This window comes from Pseudoalteromonas sp. Z1A2, assembly GCF_011378755.1.
GTDB lineage: Bacteria > Pseudomonadota > Gammaproteobacteria > Enterobacterales > Alteromonadaceae > Pseudoalteromonas > Pseudoalteromonas distincta.
Map to the genome: position 1 here is coordinate 239,780 of NZ_WTKX01000002.1, position 14,987 is coordinate 254,766.

At 39.3% G+C, this 14,987-nt stretch carries 13 protein-coding genes; 6 read left to right on the forward strand and 7 right to left on the reverse strand.

The window, feature by feature from the left end; genetic code table 11:
• Nucleotides 1–59 precede the first annotated feature (59 nt).
• Together pgm and seqA are read right to left on the reverse strand one after the other, a co-directional pair.
• On the reverse strand, nucleotides 60–1,697 hold the full coding sequence (gene pgm, locus GQR47_RS02525; protein WP_165723477.1) for a phosphoglucomutase (alpha-D-glucose-1,6-bisphosphate-dependent): 1,638 nt from the start codon (nucleotides 1,695–1,697) through the stop codon (nucleotides 60–62).
• 9 nt (nucleotides 1,698–1,706) lie between these two features.
• Complete coding sequence (gene seqA / locus GQR47_RS02530; RefSeq protein WP_024596869.1) at nucleotides 1,707–2,303, reverse strand: replication initiation negative regulator SeqA; 597 nt, start codon at nucleotides 2,301–2,303, stop codon at nucleotides 1,707–1,709.
• Between the two features lie 220 nt (nucleotides 2,304–2,523).
• Between seqA and GQR47_RS02535 the strand changes: the two genes are divergently transcribed.
• The 5 genes from GQR47_RS02535 (at nucleotide 2,524) to fur (ending at nucleotide 5,061) form a co-directional block, all read left to right on the forward strand.
• The gene (locus GQR47_RS02535) at nucleotides 2,524–3,291 is read left to right on the forward strand and encodes an alpha/beta fold hydrolase (protein ID WP_002962931.1); all 768 of its coding nucleotides are present in this window, start codon (nucleotides 2,524–2,526) and stop codon (nucleotides 3,289–3,291) included.
• Between the two features lie 95 nt (nucleotides 3,292–3,386).
• The gene (locus tag GQR47_RS02540) at nucleotides 3,387–3,608 is read left to right on the forward strand and encodes a DUF2788 domain-containing protein (RefSeq protein ID WP_002962930.1); all 222 of its coding nucleotides are present in this window, start codon (nucleotides 3,387–3,389) and stop codon (nucleotides 3,606–3,608) included.
• A 2-nt stretch (nucleotides 3,609–3,610) separates the two neighbouring features.
• On the forward strand, nucleotides 3,611–3,889 hold the full coding sequence (gene ybfE, locus GQR47_RS02545; RefSeq protein ID WP_002962928.1) for a LexA regulated protein: 279 nt from the start codon (nucleotides 3,611–3,613) through the stop codon (nucleotides 3,887–3,889).
• 14 nt (nucleotides 3,890–3,903) lie between these two features.
• Nucleotides 3,904–4,431 (forward strand): flavodoxin FldA, encoded by a 528-nt coding sequence (gene fldA, locus GQR47_RS02550; RefSeq protein ID WP_007586856.1) that lies wholly within the window; start codon nucleotides 3,904–3,906, stop codon nucleotides 4,429–4,431.
• Nucleotides 4,432–4,617: 186 nt separating this feature from the next.
• Entirely contained in the window at nucleotides 4,618–5,061 is a 444-nt protein-coding gene (fur, locus tag GQR47_RS02555; protein WP_002962922.1) for a ferric iron uptake transcriptional regulator, read from the forward strand.
• A gap of 274 nt (nucleotides 5,062–5,335) precedes the next feature.
• Here fur and glnS read toward each other — a convergent pair whose 3' ends face one another.
• On the reverse strand, nucleotides 5,336–6,994 hold the full coding sequence (glnS, locus tag GQR47_RS02560; protein ID WP_024596870.1) for a glutamine--tRNA ligase: 1,659 nt from the start codon (nucleotides 6,992–6,994) through the stop codon (nucleotides 5,336–5,338).
• 218 nt (nucleotides 6,995–7,212) lie between these two features.
• Here glnS and GQR47_RS02565 point away from each other — a divergent pair, with 218 nt between their 5' ends.
• Nucleotides 7,213–8,283 (forward strand): DUF3083 family protein, encoded by a 1,071-nt coding sequence (locus GQR47_RS02565; protein ID WP_024596871.1) that lies wholly within the window; start codon nucleotides 7,213–7,215, stop codon nucleotides 8,281–8,283.
• Nucleotides 8,284–8,341: 58 nt separating this feature from the next.
• Here the strand turns inward: GQR47_RS02565 and sucD are convergent, their stop codons facing one another.
• The 4 genes from sucD to sucA form a co-directional block, all read right to left on the reverse strand.
• Nucleotides 8,342–9,214, reverse strand: coding sequence for a succinate--CoA ligase subunit alpha (gene sucD / locus GQR47_RS02570; RefSeq protein WP_002961811.1), 873 nt, complete (start codon nucleotides 9,212–9,214; stop codon nucleotides 8,342–8,344).
• The gene (gene sucC / locus GQR47_RS02575; RefSeq protein WP_002961809.1) at nucleotides 9,214–10,380 is read right to left on the reverse strand and encodes an ADP-forming succinate--CoA ligase subunit beta; all 1,167 of its coding nucleotides are present in this window, start codon (nucleotides 10,378–10,380) and stop codon (nucleotides 9,214–9,216) included. Before sucC ends, sucD begins: the two co-directional genes overlap by 1 nt.
• Before the next feature lie 177 nt (nucleotides 10,381–10,557).
• Nucleotides 10,558–12,075, reverse strand: a complete 1,518-nt coding sequence (gene odhB, locus GQR47_RS02580) for a 2-oxoglutarate dehydrogenase complex dihydrolipoyllysine-residue succinyltransferase (RefSeq protein ID WP_165723478.1) — start codon at nucleotides 12,073–12,075, stop codon at nucleotides 10,558–10,560.
• Between the two features lie 3 nt (nucleotides 12,076–12,078).
• Nucleotides 12,079–14,898 carry a 2-oxoglutarate dehydrogenase E1 component gene (gene sucA, locus GQR47_RS02585; protein WP_033021680.1) on the reverse strand — a complete coding sequence of 940 codons (2,820 nt, stop codon included), beginning with the start codon at nucleotides 14,896–14,898 and terminating at the stop codon, nucleotides 12,079–12,081.
• Nucleotides 14,899–14,987: the final 89 nt, after the last annotated feature.

Sequence of the window (14,987 nt, forward strand, 5' to 3'; positions counted from 1 at the left end):
AAGGTATAGAAACAAAAACGGCTGAATAAATCAGCCGTTTTAAAATAGTTTAAGCAGTGTTAGCTGATCACAGAATCGACTAACTTTTTAGCTTCTTTTTCAAGTAACGCTAAATGCTCTTCACCTTTAAATGATTCAAGGTATATTTTATAAATATCTTCAGTACCTGATGGACGCGCTGCAAACCAGCCATTTTCAGTGACCACTTTTAAACCACCAATTGCCGCATCGTTACCTGGTGCATGAGTCAGTTTTTGCAAAATAGGTTCGCCAGCAAGTGTATCTGCTTTAACATCAGAAGCACTCAATGCTTTTAAACGTGACTTTTGGCCGCTTGAGGCCGGTGCATCAAGGCGTTTATAAATTGGAGAACCAAACTCTTGTTCTAGTTCTTTATAAAGCGCTGATGGAGTTTTACCTGTTACTGCAAGTATTTCTGCAGCGAGTAGTCCCATAATAAAGCCGTCTTTATCTGTACACCATACAGAGCCATCAAAACGTAAGAATGCAGCACCTGCGCTTTCTTCGCCACCAAAAGCAAGCTTGCCTTTGCTTAAGCCTTCAACAAACCATTTAAAGCCTACGGGTACTTCTTTTACTTTACGATTATTGCGCGCTGCTACTTTATCGATCATAGAGCTAGAAACCAGTGTTTTACCAATCTCTACTGTTTCATTCCAATCACGGTGTTTAAGTAAGTAATCAATTGCCACTGCTAAAAAGTGGTTTGGATTCATTAAACCATCTGGCGTTACAATACCGTGACGATCGTAGTCAGGGTCGTTACCAATAGACACATCAAAATCATCTTTTAATGCAATAAGGTTCGCCATTGAATAAGGTGATGAACAATCCATACGAATTTTGCCATCTTTATCAAGTGGCATAAAAGCAAAACGTGGGTCAACAACATCATTAACGACGGTTAAATCTAAATTATATTTTTTAGCAATAACAGGCCAAAAATTAATACCTGAACCACCTAGTGGATCGATACCAATTTTGATACCTACATCGCTAACGGCTTTTAAATTAACGATATTTGCTAAATCATCAATATAAGGAGTCATTAAATCTTCGTAGCGAATAAAGCCTGAACGTGAAGCTTTAGCGAATGGGAATAACTCAACTTCAACCAAGTCTTCTAATAAAAGTTGATTTGCTCTGTCTTCAATCCACTTAGTGACGTCGGTATCAGCAGGTCCGCCATTAGGTGGATTGTATTTAAAGCCACCATCTTCAGGAGGGTTATGTGAAGGCGTAACAACAATCCCGTCTGCAAGCTCATTTGGGTGCAGCTTGTTATGGCTAACTATGGCGTGGCTGATAACTGGCGTTGGTGTAAAGTCACCGTTTTCTTGCGTTATCACTTGCACTTCGTTAGCAACTAAAACTTCAATAGCTGAATTAAATGCAGCCTCACTCAGTGCGTGTGTGTCTTTACCTAAAAATAACGGACCAAAAATATCATTTTGTTTTCTATAATCACAAATAGCCTGAGTAATCGCTAAAATGTGTGACTCGTTAAATTTAACATCGTAAGAACAACCACGGTGGCCTGATGTACCAAAAGCAACACAATGCTCTGGATTTTGTTCAAGATCAGGTTCGTTTAAGTAATACGCAGATACTAATTTAGGTACGTTAACCAGTGCTGATTGTGGAGCAGTTTTGCCTGCGCCTGAGTGAATAGCCATTATATTTCCTTACAGGTAATCGCGAATTTTTTCAGCTTGCTCTGCACTATATCCAAGGCAAAGAGCAACTTCATGAAGCATCATTTTTTTACGCGTTGTATTAGAATTTGTCATAACCCAATATTCACTATCAGTTATGTTTTTAGGGTTCATACTACTACCGCTATTTACTAAGGCTTCTTTACTAGTAGCAAAGTAAACACGGTCACGCCCTTTAATATCTAGTACAGCCGAAAAATCAGATTTATGTGTGCGGTAAAATGCACTTAAAATAAACAAAAAGCGCCCAACAACACCCTTCTGCATTGCCAGCTCTTCTTTATTTAATACATTAAAAACATTATCGCTTTTTTGCTTCACGGGTGCGTGAGCTACAGGCGTTTGTTTTTTTGCAGTCTCAGCAGCAGGTAGCTCTGAGCTTTTTAATGTGGCGGTAGACGTAGTCGCAGTTTGATTATTTTGAGTTAGTTCTACGTTTGCGGTTTGAATTTTTTCGCCGCTCAGATTTAATAAACGACGTAAAATAGTGGATGCACTTTCACCAATACTTTGCGTATTGCTTGCAATATACTGATATAACTCGTCGTCTATGTCGATTTGTTTCATGTTCTTCCTGTCATTACGGGTCACATTTTTTTCTCCCGTGTGATTATACCCAAACCAATCAGAAATGCGAGTTACAACAAGCACTCCCGTAAACATATTAATATTTACTAGATTGTTGTTGATTTAACAAACAAAAGCCCAATTTAATAAATAGTCGCTGTATTTTTTGCTTTTTAGAGCAATGCTCGGCAAACTATGGCGAAATTTTCAGGAGGCGTGTATGCAGTTAAATTACAAGCAACAAGGGCAAGGCCCTAATGTTATTTTGATCCACGGACTTTTTGGATCATTAGAAAACCTAAATGTAATCGCAAAACCATTAAGTGAACACTTTAATGTTATTAACGTTGATTTACGCAACCACGGGCTTTCTCCTCATAGTGATGAAATGAACTACCCTGCAATGGCTCAAGATATTGTCGAGTTATTAGCACATTTAAACATAGATAAAGCTCATTTAGTTGGTCACTCTATGGGTGGGAAAGTCGCAATGGAATTAGCACTAACACACCCTGAACTGGTAAATAAATTGGTTGTACTTGATATCGCACCTGTTAGTTACCCTGCTCGCCACACAAAAATATTACAAGCATTAAAAGCAGTTTCAACGCAGTCAATAGACGATAGAAAGCAAGCTGATGCAATTATGCAGCCTTATATTGAAGAGCTGGGGGTTCGACAGTTTTTACTTAAAAGCCTCGCTAAAAATGAAGAAGGTCATTTTGCATGGCGATTTAACCTAAATGTGCTTGACGAAAAATATTCGACAATTACGTCCAATGTTAATGAAAACAATTCTTGTTTATGCGATACTCTTTTCATCAAAGGTAATGATTCTGACTATATATTGCCCGAGCATCGTACTGCAATTACAGCACGCTTTAAAAACACCAAGGCTAAAATTATTCATGGCGCAGGTCATTGGCTTCATGCTCAAAAGCCTCTTGCTGTTAATAAAGCGATAAATGACTTTTTAACTGCGGTTTAAAGCAATTTTAATCGCGTGTTTTTAATTCAGCGCACTAAATATATGAATATTTATATGCTATAGTACGCGCCGTTTAATTTAAAGGTTATACGTTGATGGTCAGTCAGTTAATTAACGAATTTGATACCCTAGGGTTGTATTTTGGCTTAGCCGGTATTTTCATATTCATCGGCATGGCAATTAAAGACGTACTAAAAAGTGGCAATGTGCCAAAGTTCGGACAATACATTGTTTGGGGCGTGCTCTTTTTAGGTTGTTCAGGCTTTATTGCTAAAGGGCTTATTCAAGTATTTTGGCAAGGCGCAGGTGTAGGTTAAGCATGGCGAAGTCAGAAACAGATAGAACTACACTCGATTTATTTGAATACGAAAAACGCCCAGGCAGACCTAAGACCAATCCCCTTTCTCGGGATATGCAGTTAAAGGTAAATAAACGTAATCAAATAAAAAGAGATAAAGCACGTGGTTTAAAGCGTGTTGAATTTAAAGTTTCATCGCAGTTATATCAAGCATTGAGTGATATGGCAGATGCACAAAATATTAGCCGCAGTGCGCTGATTGAAACGATTTTACAAGAAAGATTGGCTATTGATACATAAAAGGTTTTAAATCCATGGCAAGTGTAGGCATTTTTTTCGGAAGTGACACAGGTAACACAGAACACGTAGCAAAAATGATCCAAAAAGAATTGGGTAAAAAGCTAGTGGCTGTTCATGATATTGCAAAAAGCTCTAAAGAAGAGATTGCTGAATTTGATTTAATCTTATTCGGTATCCCTACTTGGTACTACGGTGAAGCTCAATGTGACTGGGATGACTTTTTTCCAGAACTTGAGGAAGTAGACTTTGAAGGAAAACTTGTTGCTATTTTTGGTTGTGGTGACCAAGAAGATTACGCTGAGTACTTTTTAGATGCAATGGGCATGATCAACGATATTGTTACTGAACGTGGCGCTATTGTTGTGGGCCATTGGCCAAGTGAAAGCTATGACTTTGAAGCCTCTAAAGGAATGGCTGATGATAAGCACTTTGTAGGTTTGGGTATCGACGAAGACCGTCAACCAGAGCTTACAGAACAACGTGTTAAAGCATGGTCTGCTCAAGTATATGAAGAAATGTGTTTAAGTGAATTAGCAGACTAATTTACTGCATATATCGCTAGCTGTTTAAATAATTATCAAACAGTTAGCGTTTTAAGCTTTAGTGGCAATATATATCAATTGTTCTTTGCACTTAACGCTTAGGCACGTTATCCTGTTTGTTGCTAATGTGTCGTGTACATCTTTGCAAGATGTCTAGTATAACCAAATAAAATTGAGACAGATTTAATGACTGATCATAACTTGGAACTTAAAAAAGCCGGTTTAAAAGTAACTTTACCGCGTATTAAAATATTAGAGATTTTACAATCTCCAGATAACCAACACATCAGTGCTGAAGATGTTTACAAAATTCTTTTGGATCTAGGTGAAGAAATTGGTCTTGCAACTGTATACCGCGTACTTAACCAATTTGATGATGCGGGTATCGTAAGCCGTCATCACTTTGAAGGCGGAAAATCAGTATTTGAACTTTCTGGAAGCACTCACCACGATCATTTAGTATGTTTGAAATGTGGCAAAGTGGTAGAGTTTGAAGATGACATGATTGAGCGTCGTCAACTAGAAATTGCTGAAGAAAATGGTATTACTCTTACAAACCATTCTTTGTATTTATACGGTGAGTGTAATGATAAAGCAGCGTGTAAAGAATTTAGCGACGCTAACAGCTAATATCGCTTTTAAAAGCAATAAAAAAACCTGCTAAGTGCAGGTTTTTTTTGTGCCTAAAAGACAATAGTAATAAATATACCCAGTAAATCCTGGGTATATTTTAAGTATTATACCAATCCGCAATAATATTTAATCATTTTGCGGGGCTAAACGTGTCGCTACCTGCGTTAAAAAATGCTCATTTAGAACAACTAAATAGCGAATTTTTTGCCTAGCTATCAACACGTTTTTCCAGCCTCAAAATAGATCACTTAATCAAGCGAATTGGTATTACTTATTGAGTTTTAGACCATGAATCGCGAAGACCCACTGTTTGATTAAATACAACGTTCTCTGATTTAGAATCACGAGAAAAATAACCTGTACGCTCAAACTGAAAGCCCTGCTCTGCTTGTGAATTAGCAAGCGATGGTTCTAATTTAGCATTAGGTAAAACAACCAGTGACTCCGGGTTTAGCGTAGTTTCAAATTCCTCTGCAGCTGCTGGATTTGGTACGCTAAACAAGCGGTCGTATAAACGAACTTCTGCACTAATAGACTCTGGTGCTGAAACCCAATGAATAACACCTTTTACTTTACGACCATCACTTGGGTTTTTACCAAGTGTTTCGCTGTCGTAAGTACAGAAGATAGTTGTGATTTCGCCATTTTCGTCTTTTTCAACACGCTGCGCTTTAATAACATAAGCACCACGTAAGCGTACTTCTTTATCAAGTACTAAACGTTTGAATTTGTTATTCGCTTCTTCTTTAAAGTCTTCTCGTTCAATATAGATTTCACGAGTAAATGGAACATCACGACGCCCCATTTCTTCTTTATTTGGGTGATTAGCCACTGATAAAGTTTCAACTTTATCTGCATCGTAGTTTTCAATAACGATTTTAACAGGATCGAGTACAGCCATTGCACGTGGTGCATTTTCGTTTAAGTCTTCACGGATACAGGCTTCAAGCATGCCCATTTCAACCATATTCTCTTGTTTTGTTACACCAATACGCAAACAAAATTCACGGATTGAACCTGGTGTATAACCACGACGACGTAAACCTGCAATAGTAGGCATACGAGGGTCATCCCACCCTTCTACATAGTTATTTACTACTAGATCATTTAGCTTACGCTTTGACATAATAGTGTATTCAAGATTTAAGCGCGAAAACTCAATTTGCTGTGGGTGACACTCTAAACTAATGTTATCAAGTACCCAGTCGTATAAACGACGGTTATCTTGAAACTCTAATGTACATAATGAATGTGTAATACCTTCAAGCGCATCAGAAATACAATGAGTGAAGTCATACATTGGGTAAATGCACCACTTGTCAGCTGTTTGATGATGATGAGCAAAACGTACACGGTAAATAATTGGATCGCGAAGCACCATAAATGAGCTTGCCATATCTATTTTAGCACGCAGTACACATTCACCTTCTTTGAATTCGCCAGCGCGCATTTTCTCAAATAACGCTAGGTTTTCTTCAACTGAAGTATCTCTATAAGGACTGTTTTTACCTGGCTCTTTTAATGTACCACGGTACTGTCGTGCTTCGTCTGCAGTTAAAAAACAAACGTACGCTAAGCCTTTTTCAATAAGCTCTACTGCGTAACCATATAAAGTATCAAAATAGTTAGAAGAATACTTTATGTCGCCATCCCAATTAAAGCCTAACCACTGTACATCCTCTTTAATAGAGTTAACGTAGTTAATGTCTTCTTTTTCAGGGTTTGTATCGTCAAAACGTAGGTTACATAAACCGTTGTAGTCTTTTGCGATACCAAAATTCAAACAAATTGATTTGGCATGGCCAATATGTAAAAAACCATTTGGTTCAGGTGGAAAACGTGTATGCGTTGTCGCATGTTTGCCACTTGCTAAGTCTTCATCAATTCGGGTTCTAATAAAGTTACTTGGGCGATTCTCAATTTCCGCCATAGGAGTGTGATCCTCTAAATATTACGTAATAACAAAACTAATGCATTATTACAAAAACATACACTAACATACAGCAATAGATTAAGGTTTATTTTAGATATTGATTAACTTTAATCCACTTGTTCAATTGTTTATGAATAAAATTTGTTTTAACGCAACATTTAGGTCATCAAAGCCAATTATAGTAGCTAAATAACCTACTTTATAAGGATTCTAAGATGGCGACACTTAATCAACACCGTGTATATATTCCAACTAATGCACGCGCTAACCACTATTTATTGGCTGAAATAATACCTAATGAAGCATTTTATAATAGCTTTAGCACTATAAACTGTTGCTACGAGCGTATTGCACGTCAATTATTTGCATGTTGTGATGAGTATGAACTGCATAATGTACATTTATTAGCAAACGATAAACTACCGGTTGTACGCTTTCATGATGAGTCATATCAACTAGAAACCGACAAGCAGATGTTGTTTTTTTATAATCCTCGTTATCACGAAGCACATAAAATTTATTACTCATCAGATATAAAAAGTAAGAAAATACGTTTCTTGTTTTTAGCCACGGGTGAAGACTTACGTGCAAACTCAGCTTTGTTTCACAATAGAGTACAAAAAGTATTGACCCTTTTACAAGAACAGTTATTTATAAATCAGCCCCAATTTAAACTTCGCGATCACCAGCATCTAACTTACGATTTATTTGCTAAAGATAAGGGAAATAAAGAGAGTTATGGATATAAACTCAGAAGCCTCTACCCTCGCTATCAATCAAGGCAATGTAATATTCCTAGTGACTATGCTGAAATGACTTACGCAACATTTACCATTGCGGTTTCTCGGGCCATCAAAACACAGTTTCAAACAATGGTGAACAATAACGATGTGGAAAAGTTTTATGATTACTTTGCAGATAGTTTTAAACGCGCATGTGAACAAAACAAATTAACACACGGTGCAATGGTAGCTAATGGCGCAATACCCATTGTCCGAAACAGTAAAATAGATAAAAATGAAGGTAATGCAGAGTTACAAAAGTTGAGCTTTGATGTTGAATCAAATGAAAATCAAATTAAGTATTTTTATGAAGCAACAAAATTAGTAGAAACACTACATTTTGTTATTGTCGCAACGCAGCAGGATAAACATGAAATTGGTTATGGCCGCTTTATGAACCAAGTAGAGAAAACAATTCATGCATTATGTAACGAGCTGGCTATAAATAAACAACGACAGGATTTGTCTGTACGCTTTTTTCAGCATATTAGTTATCCGTTCTAAATTTACCTTAATAACAAAAAGGCCCGCATAAGCGGGCCTTTTCAGAGGAAACAAGCAATTACCAGCCTGTTTTCTCTTTAAGTGCTTTACCGATTTCAGCAAGTGAACGTACAGTTTTTACGCCCGCAGCTTCTAATGCAGCAAATTTCTCATCAGCAGTACCTTTACCGCCTGCGATGATTGCGCCAGCGTGACCCATACGCTTACCTTCTGGTGCAGTAACACCAGCAATGTAAGATACTACAGGTTTAGTTACGTTAGCTTTGATGTACTCTGCAGCTTCTTCTTCTGCAGTACCACCAATTTCACCAATCATTACGATTGCTTCAGTTTGTGGATCTTTTTCGAACATTTCTAAAACGTCGATAAAATTAGTACCTGGGATTGGATCACCACCAATACCAACACACGTAGACTGACCAAAACCAGCATCAGTAGTTTGCTTAACCGCTTCGTACGTTAAAGTACCAGAGCGAGAAACAATACCTACTTTACCAGGTTTGTGGATGTGACCAGGCATGATACCAATCTTAGTCTCACCAGGAGTAATAACACCTGGACAGTTAGGACCGATCATACGAGTACCTGTTTGATCTAGTTTAACTTTAACGTCAACCATATCAAGCGTAGGGATACCTTCAGTGATACAAACAATCAGCTCGATGCCAGCATCGATAGCTTCTAAGATTGCATCTTTACAGAAAGGAGCTGGTACGTAGATAACTGAAGCAGTTGCGCCAGTTTCTTGAACAGCATCACGAACTGTGTTGAATACAGGAAGACCAAGGTGCGTTTGACCGCCTTTACCTGGGCTTACACCACCAACCATTTGTGTGCCGTACTCAAGCGCTTGCTCTGAGTGGAAAGTACCTTGGCCACCAGTGAAACCTTGACAGATAACTTTTGTATCTTTATTGATTAATACAGACATTATTTGCCCTCCGCAGCAGCAACAACTTTCTCAGCAGCGTCTGTTAGTGATTCAGCAGCAATGATATCTAGACCTGAGTTCTTAAGAACTTCACGACCTAATTCAGCATTAGTACCTTCTAAACGTACAACTACAGGTACATTTACGCCAACTTCTTTAACTGCGCCAATGATACCTTCAGCAATCATGTCACAACGTACGATACCGCCAAAGATGTTTACTAAAACAGCTTTAACATTGTCGTCAGAAAGGATGATTTTGAATGCTTCAGAAACACGTTCTTTAGTCGCGCCGCCGCCAACATCTAGGAAGTTAGCCGGTTTGCCGCCGTGTAGGTTTACGATGTCCATAGTACCCATTGCTAGGCCTGCACCGTTAACCATACAACCAACATTGCCATCTAGAGCAACGTAGTTAAGCTCGAAGCTTGCTGCGTGTGCTTCACGTGCATCTTCTTGAGATGGATCGTGGAACTCACGGATTTTAGGTTGACGGTAAAGTGCATTACCATCAATACCGATTTTTCCGTCAAGACAGTGAAGGTTACCTTCGTCTGTAATTACTAACGGGTTGATTTCAAGTAGTGCGAAATCAAAATCAGTAAACATGTTACCAAGACCCATAAAGATCTTAACAAACTGCTTCATTTGTACTGGGTTAAGACCCAATTTGAAGCCTAGTTCACGTGCTTGGTAAGCTTGAGGACCCACTAATGGATCAATTTCAGCTTTGTGGATAAGCTCTGGTGTTTCTTCTGCAACAGTTTCAATTTCAACGCCGCCTTCAGTAGACGCCATGAAAACTACTTTGCGAGATGCACGGTCAACTACTGCACCTAGGTACAATTCGTTAGCAATGTCAGTACAGCTTTCAACTAAAATTTTAGCTACTGGCTGGCCTTTCTCGTCTGTTTGGTAAGTAACTAGGTTTTTACCCAACCAGTTAGCTGCAAACGCTTTTACTTCGTCGATAGTTTTTACTAGCTTTACACCGCCAGCTTTACCACGTCCACCTGCGTGAACCTGAGTTTTAACAACCCACATATCACCGCCGATTTTTTCAGCAGCTGCTGCAGCTTCTTCAGGTGTATCGCAAGCGAAACCCTGAGAAACTGGTAAACCATATTCGGCAAAAAGTTGTTTTGCCTGATACTCATGCAAATTCATGATGCTTTATCCAATTTTTTATACTAAAAGAGCTGAATATTTTTTCAAATAAACAACTATCCCAAATTGCGCACCTAGTATAGATCCCAAGGCTTAACATGAAAACCCCAGTAAGACCAAAGGCGCAAAAAAAAAGCTGTGAATGTTCATTCACAGCTTACATTTCATACAACTAGATTAAACATCTAGCAATAAGCGAGTTGGATCTTCAAGTAACTCTTTAATAGTCACTAAGAAACCAACTGATTCTTTACCATCAATGATACGGTGGTCATAAGAAAGAGCTAAATACATCATAGGAAGTATTTCTACTTTACCATTTACAGCCATCGGACGGTCTTGGATTTTATGCATACCCAAAATTGAAGACTGTGGCAAGTTAATGATAGGTGTAGATAGTAATGAACCAAATACGCCGCCATTAGTAATAGTGAAATTACCACCGGTCATATCTGCAAGCGTTAGCTTACCATCACGACCTTTAAGTGCTAATTCACGAATACCCTTTTCGATTTCAGCAACAGATAGTTTGTCACAATCTTTAAGTACTGGAGTAACTAGACCACGTGGAGTAGATACTGCAATGCTGATATCAAAATAGTTATGGTAAACAATATCGTCACCATCAATTGATGCATTAACATCTGGGAAGCGTTTAAGTGCTTCAGTTACCGCTTTCACGTAGAAAGACATGAAACCTAAACGAATACCATGACGCTTTTCAAATACTTCTTGGTACTGCTTACGAAGGCTCATGATTGGTTCCATGTTCACTTCGTTGAATGTTGTTAACATTGCAGTTGAATTTTTAGCTTCAAGAAGACGTGTAGCAATCGTTTTACGTAGGCGAGTCATAGGAACACGTTTTTGAGTACGATCGCCCATCGGTGCTGCAGGAGCAGAAGCTTCTGCTTTTTTAGCCGCTGGCGCTGGTGCTTTTAAGAACGTATCAACGTCTTCTTTAGTTACACGGCCATTTTTACCCGTGCCGTTAATTTTAGAAGCGTCTAAGCCTTTCTCAGCAATTAAACGACGAACTGATGGTGTTAACACATCTGAACTTTCGCTAGAATCTGCCGCTGGCGTTTCGTCTGCTTTTGCAGCTGGAGCCGCTGGTGCACCGCCTGCTTTAACCGAACCAATTACTTGCTCGCCTAGTACAGTATCGCCTTCGTTGTGAATGATATCACCCATGATGCCATCTTCTTGAGCTACTACTTCAAGAACAACTTTATCTGTTTCAATATCTACCAAGTTTTGGTCGCGTGTTACTGCGTCACCTGGTTGTACATGCCATGTAGCAATTGTTGCGTCTGCAACTGATTCTGGAAGTACAGGTACTTTAATGTCCACTTCTTTACCTTCTGATGCTGGTGCTGATTGCGCCGCTGGCGCGTCATCTGATTTAGCTGGTGCTGATTCTTCTTTAGATGAACCTTCACTTGCTGGCGCTGCATCAGCATCACCAAGTAAACCCATAACTTGATCGCCAAGTACGGTTGCACCTTCTTCTTGTGATATTTCTGTAATTACACCGTCATGCTGTGCAACAACTTCTAAAACCACTTTATCTGTTTCAATGTCTACTAAGTTTTGATCGCGAGTTACTTTGTCGCCAACACTTACATGCCATGTAGCAACGGTAGCATCTGCAACCGACTCAGGAAGAACAGGAACTTTAATTTCTGTGCTCATTGCTTATCCTTTATTTTCTATAGTAAGCGCGTCGGCAACGAGCGCTTGTTGTTCTTTAGTATGTACTGACATGTAACCACACGCTGGTGATGCAGACGCTTTACGTCCTGCATATTTTAATTTAGCACCTTGTGGGATTGCATCAATAAAGTGATGTTGTGAACAGTACCATGCACCTTGGTTTTGTGGCTCTTCTTGACACCATACAAAATCAGTTACGTGTTGGTAACGTTCCATAATTGTTTGCATTTCGTCATGTGGGAACGGATATAACTGCTCAACACGAACAATAGCAATATTATCTTGCTCAAGCTTACGACGCTCTTGTAATAGTTCGTAATAAACTTTACCACTACAAAATACAACGCGTTCGACTTTCTCAGGGTTAATATCATCAACTTCGTCGATCATATTATGGAAAACACCATGCGATAGCTCTTCAAGCGATGAAGTTGCAAGAGGATGACGAAGCAACGACTTAGGCGTCATAACAATCAACGGACGACGTAGTGGTCGAACTGATTGACGACGAAGCATAGCGTAAACTTGTGCAGGAGTAGATGGAACACATACTTGCATGTTGTGATCAGCACATAGTTGTAGGAAACGCTCTAAACGAGCTGAACTATGTTCTGGACCTTGTCCTTCGTAGCCATGTGGTAACAAAATTGTAAGACCACATAAACGGCCCCATTTTTGCTCACCAGAACTTAGGAATTGGTCAAATACAACCTGTGCACCGTTGGCGAAATCACCAAACTGTGCTTCCCAAAGCACTAATGAAGTAGGCTCTGCAGTTGCATAACCGTATTCAAAAGCAACAACAGCTTCTTCAGATAAAACAGAATCAAATACTTCAAAAGTACCTTGATCTTCGCTTAAGTGCTGTAGAGGTGTATAAGTAGCGCCGTCTGATTGACTGTGAACAACAGCATGACGATGGAAGAATGTGCCACGCCCTGAATCCTGACCAGTTAAACGAATGTCAGTGCCTTCAGTTGCGATTGTTGCATAAGCAAGTGTTTCTGCCATACCCCAATCTAGAGGTTTCTCACCAGAAGCCATTAATTTACGATCATCGTAAATCTTTTTAACGCGTGACTGTGCTTTATATTGCTCTGGGTAAGAAGCGATTTTCTCACCGAGTGCTTTGAGCTCTTCAACAGGTACGCTGGCATCGTAATCAACATCCCATTCATGGCCAACATACTTTGCCCAATCTGAAGAATGCGATGTCTCTGGTTGTATTTCTGAAACAACACAGTTGCCTTCGTCTAATGCATTACGGTACTCATCAGCAAGTGCTTTTATTTCTTGTTCAGAAAAAGAGCCTTCAGCTATAAGTTGATCTGCGTAAATTAAACGTGGAACTGGGTGCTTTTTAATTTTTTGGTACATAACAGGCTGAGTTGCATTAGGCTCATCAGCTTCATTGTGACCATGGCGACGGTAACATACTAAATCGATTACTACGTCACGTTTAAACTGGTTTCTGAAATCAAGTGCAATTTGAGTAACAAATGCAACTGCTTCAGGGTCATCAGAGTTAACATGGAAGATAGGTGACTGAACCATTTTAGCAATGTCAGTACAGTAATCTGTAGAGCGTACATCGTCTTGTTTAGATGTAGTAAAACCAACTTGGTTATTTACAACAATACGAATACTACCACCACAACTAAACGCGTTAGTTTGTGATAAGTTAAACGTTTCTTGTACAACACCTTGGCCTGTAACCGCAGAATCACCATGAATTGTAATTGGTAAAGCTTTAATACCAGAACTGTCACCTAAGCGGTCAAGACGAGCACGTACTGAGCCCATAACAACTGGGTTTACAATTTCAAGATGAGACGGGTTAAACGCAAGCGCCATATGAACATTGCCACCTTTAGTAGCAAAGTCAGATGAATAACCCATGTGGTATTTAACATCGCCAGAACTTAATGTTTCTTTATGTTTACCAGCAAACTCATCAAATAACTCTGATGGATTTTTACCAAGTACATTTACAAGAACATTTAAACGACCACGGTGAGCCATACCAATAACAGCTTCTTGTTGGCCGCTTTCACCAGCGCGGTGAATAAGCTCTTTTAACATTGGAACTAACGCATCGCCACCTTCAAGTGAGAAACGCTTAGCACCTGGGAACTTAGCCCCTAAATATTTTTCAAGTCCGTCAGCAGCAGTTAATCCTTTTAGGATACGCAGCTTTTCGTCTTTTTCGAATTTTGGCCTAGACTGGACAGATTCTAAACGCTGTTGTAACCAACGCTTTTCCTCTGTTGATGTGATGTGCATATACTCAGCGCCAATTGAACCACAATATGTAGTTTTTAGTGCTTGGTATAGTTCACCTAAAGGCATAGTATCGCGGCCTACGGCAAACGATCCTACGTTAAACTCGCGGTCAAAATCACTTGAAGATAAGTCGTGGTACTCTAGCTCTAAATCTCGTACACGCTCTCGTTGCCAAATACCTAATGGATCTAGGTTTGCATTTTGGTGTCCACGAAAACGGAAAGCATTAATAAGTTGTAGAACTTTAACCTGTTTAAGGTCACCGCCACTACCCTCTGCTACCACTACTTCTCTATGCTTGTTTTTTGCAAGCTGTGCAAACTGCGTTCGAACTTCTGAATGTTTTACTTCAACATCCACACCATCAACTTTAGGTAATTGTTCGAACACTTCTCGCCATTCATCTGGCACAGAAGTCGCATCGTCTAAATACGCTTCATAAAGCTCTTCTACATAAGCAACGTTGCCGCCGTTTAAATGTGAAGATTCTAGCCATGCCTTCATCACACCTTCGTGCATTTATAAGCCCTTTTCTTTAGCGCAGAAATTAATAGTTATCATAACAAGATGGCTAATAATCTGTATTAGCCATCTTACGTTTACTAAGT

Bases quoted from the DNA above. Each gene is read 5' to 3' on its own strand.
- pgm (WP_165723477.1), bottom strand. From the start codon at position 1,697: ATGGCTATTCACTCAGGCGCAGGCAAAACTGCTCCACAATCAGCACTG.
- seqA (WP_024596869.1), bottom strand. From the start codon at position 2,303: ATGAAACAAATCGACATAGACGACGAGTTATATCAGTATATTGCAAGC.
- GQR47_RS02535 (WP_002962931.1), top strand. From the start codon at position 2,524: ATGCAGTTAAATTACAAGCAACAAGGGCAAGGCCCTAATGTTATTTTG.
- GQR47_RS02540 (WP_002962930.1), top strand. From the start codon at position 3,387: ATGGTCAGTCAGTTAATTAACGAATTTGATACCCTAGGGTTGTATTTT.
- ybfE (WP_002962928.1), top strand. From the start codon at position 3,611: ATGGCGAAGTCAGAAACAGATAGAACTACACTCGATTTATTTGAATAC.
- fldA (WP_007586856.1), top strand. From the start codon at position 3,904: ATGGCAAGTGTAGGCATTTTTTTCGGAAGTGACACAGGTAACACAGAA.
- fur (WP_002962922.1), top strand. From the start codon at position 4,618: ATGACTGATCATAACTTGGAACTTAAAAAAGCCGGTTTAAAAGTAACT.
- glnS (WP_024596870.1), bottom strand. From the start codon at position 6,994: ATGGCGGAAATTGAGAATCGCCCAAGTAACTTTATTAGAACCCGAATT.
- GQR47_RS02565 (WP_024596871.1), top strand. From the start codon at position 7,213: ATGGCGACACTTAATCAACACCGTGTATATATTCCAACTAATGCACGC.
- sucD (WP_002961811.1), bottom strand. From the start codon at position 9,214: ATGTCTGTATTAATCAATAAAGATACAAAAGTTATCTGTCAAGGTTTC.
- sucC (WP_002961809.1), bottom strand. From the start codon at position 10,380: ATGAATTTGCATGAGTATCAGGCAAAACAACTTTTTGCCGAATATGGT.
- odhB (WP_165723478.1), bottom strand. From the start codon at position 12,075: ATGAGCACAGAAATTAAAGTTCCTGTTCTTCCTGAGTCGGTTGCAGAT.
- sucA (WP_033021680.1), bottom strand. From the start codon at position 14,898: ATGCACGAAGGTGTGATGAAGGCATGGCTAGAATCTTCACATTTAAAC.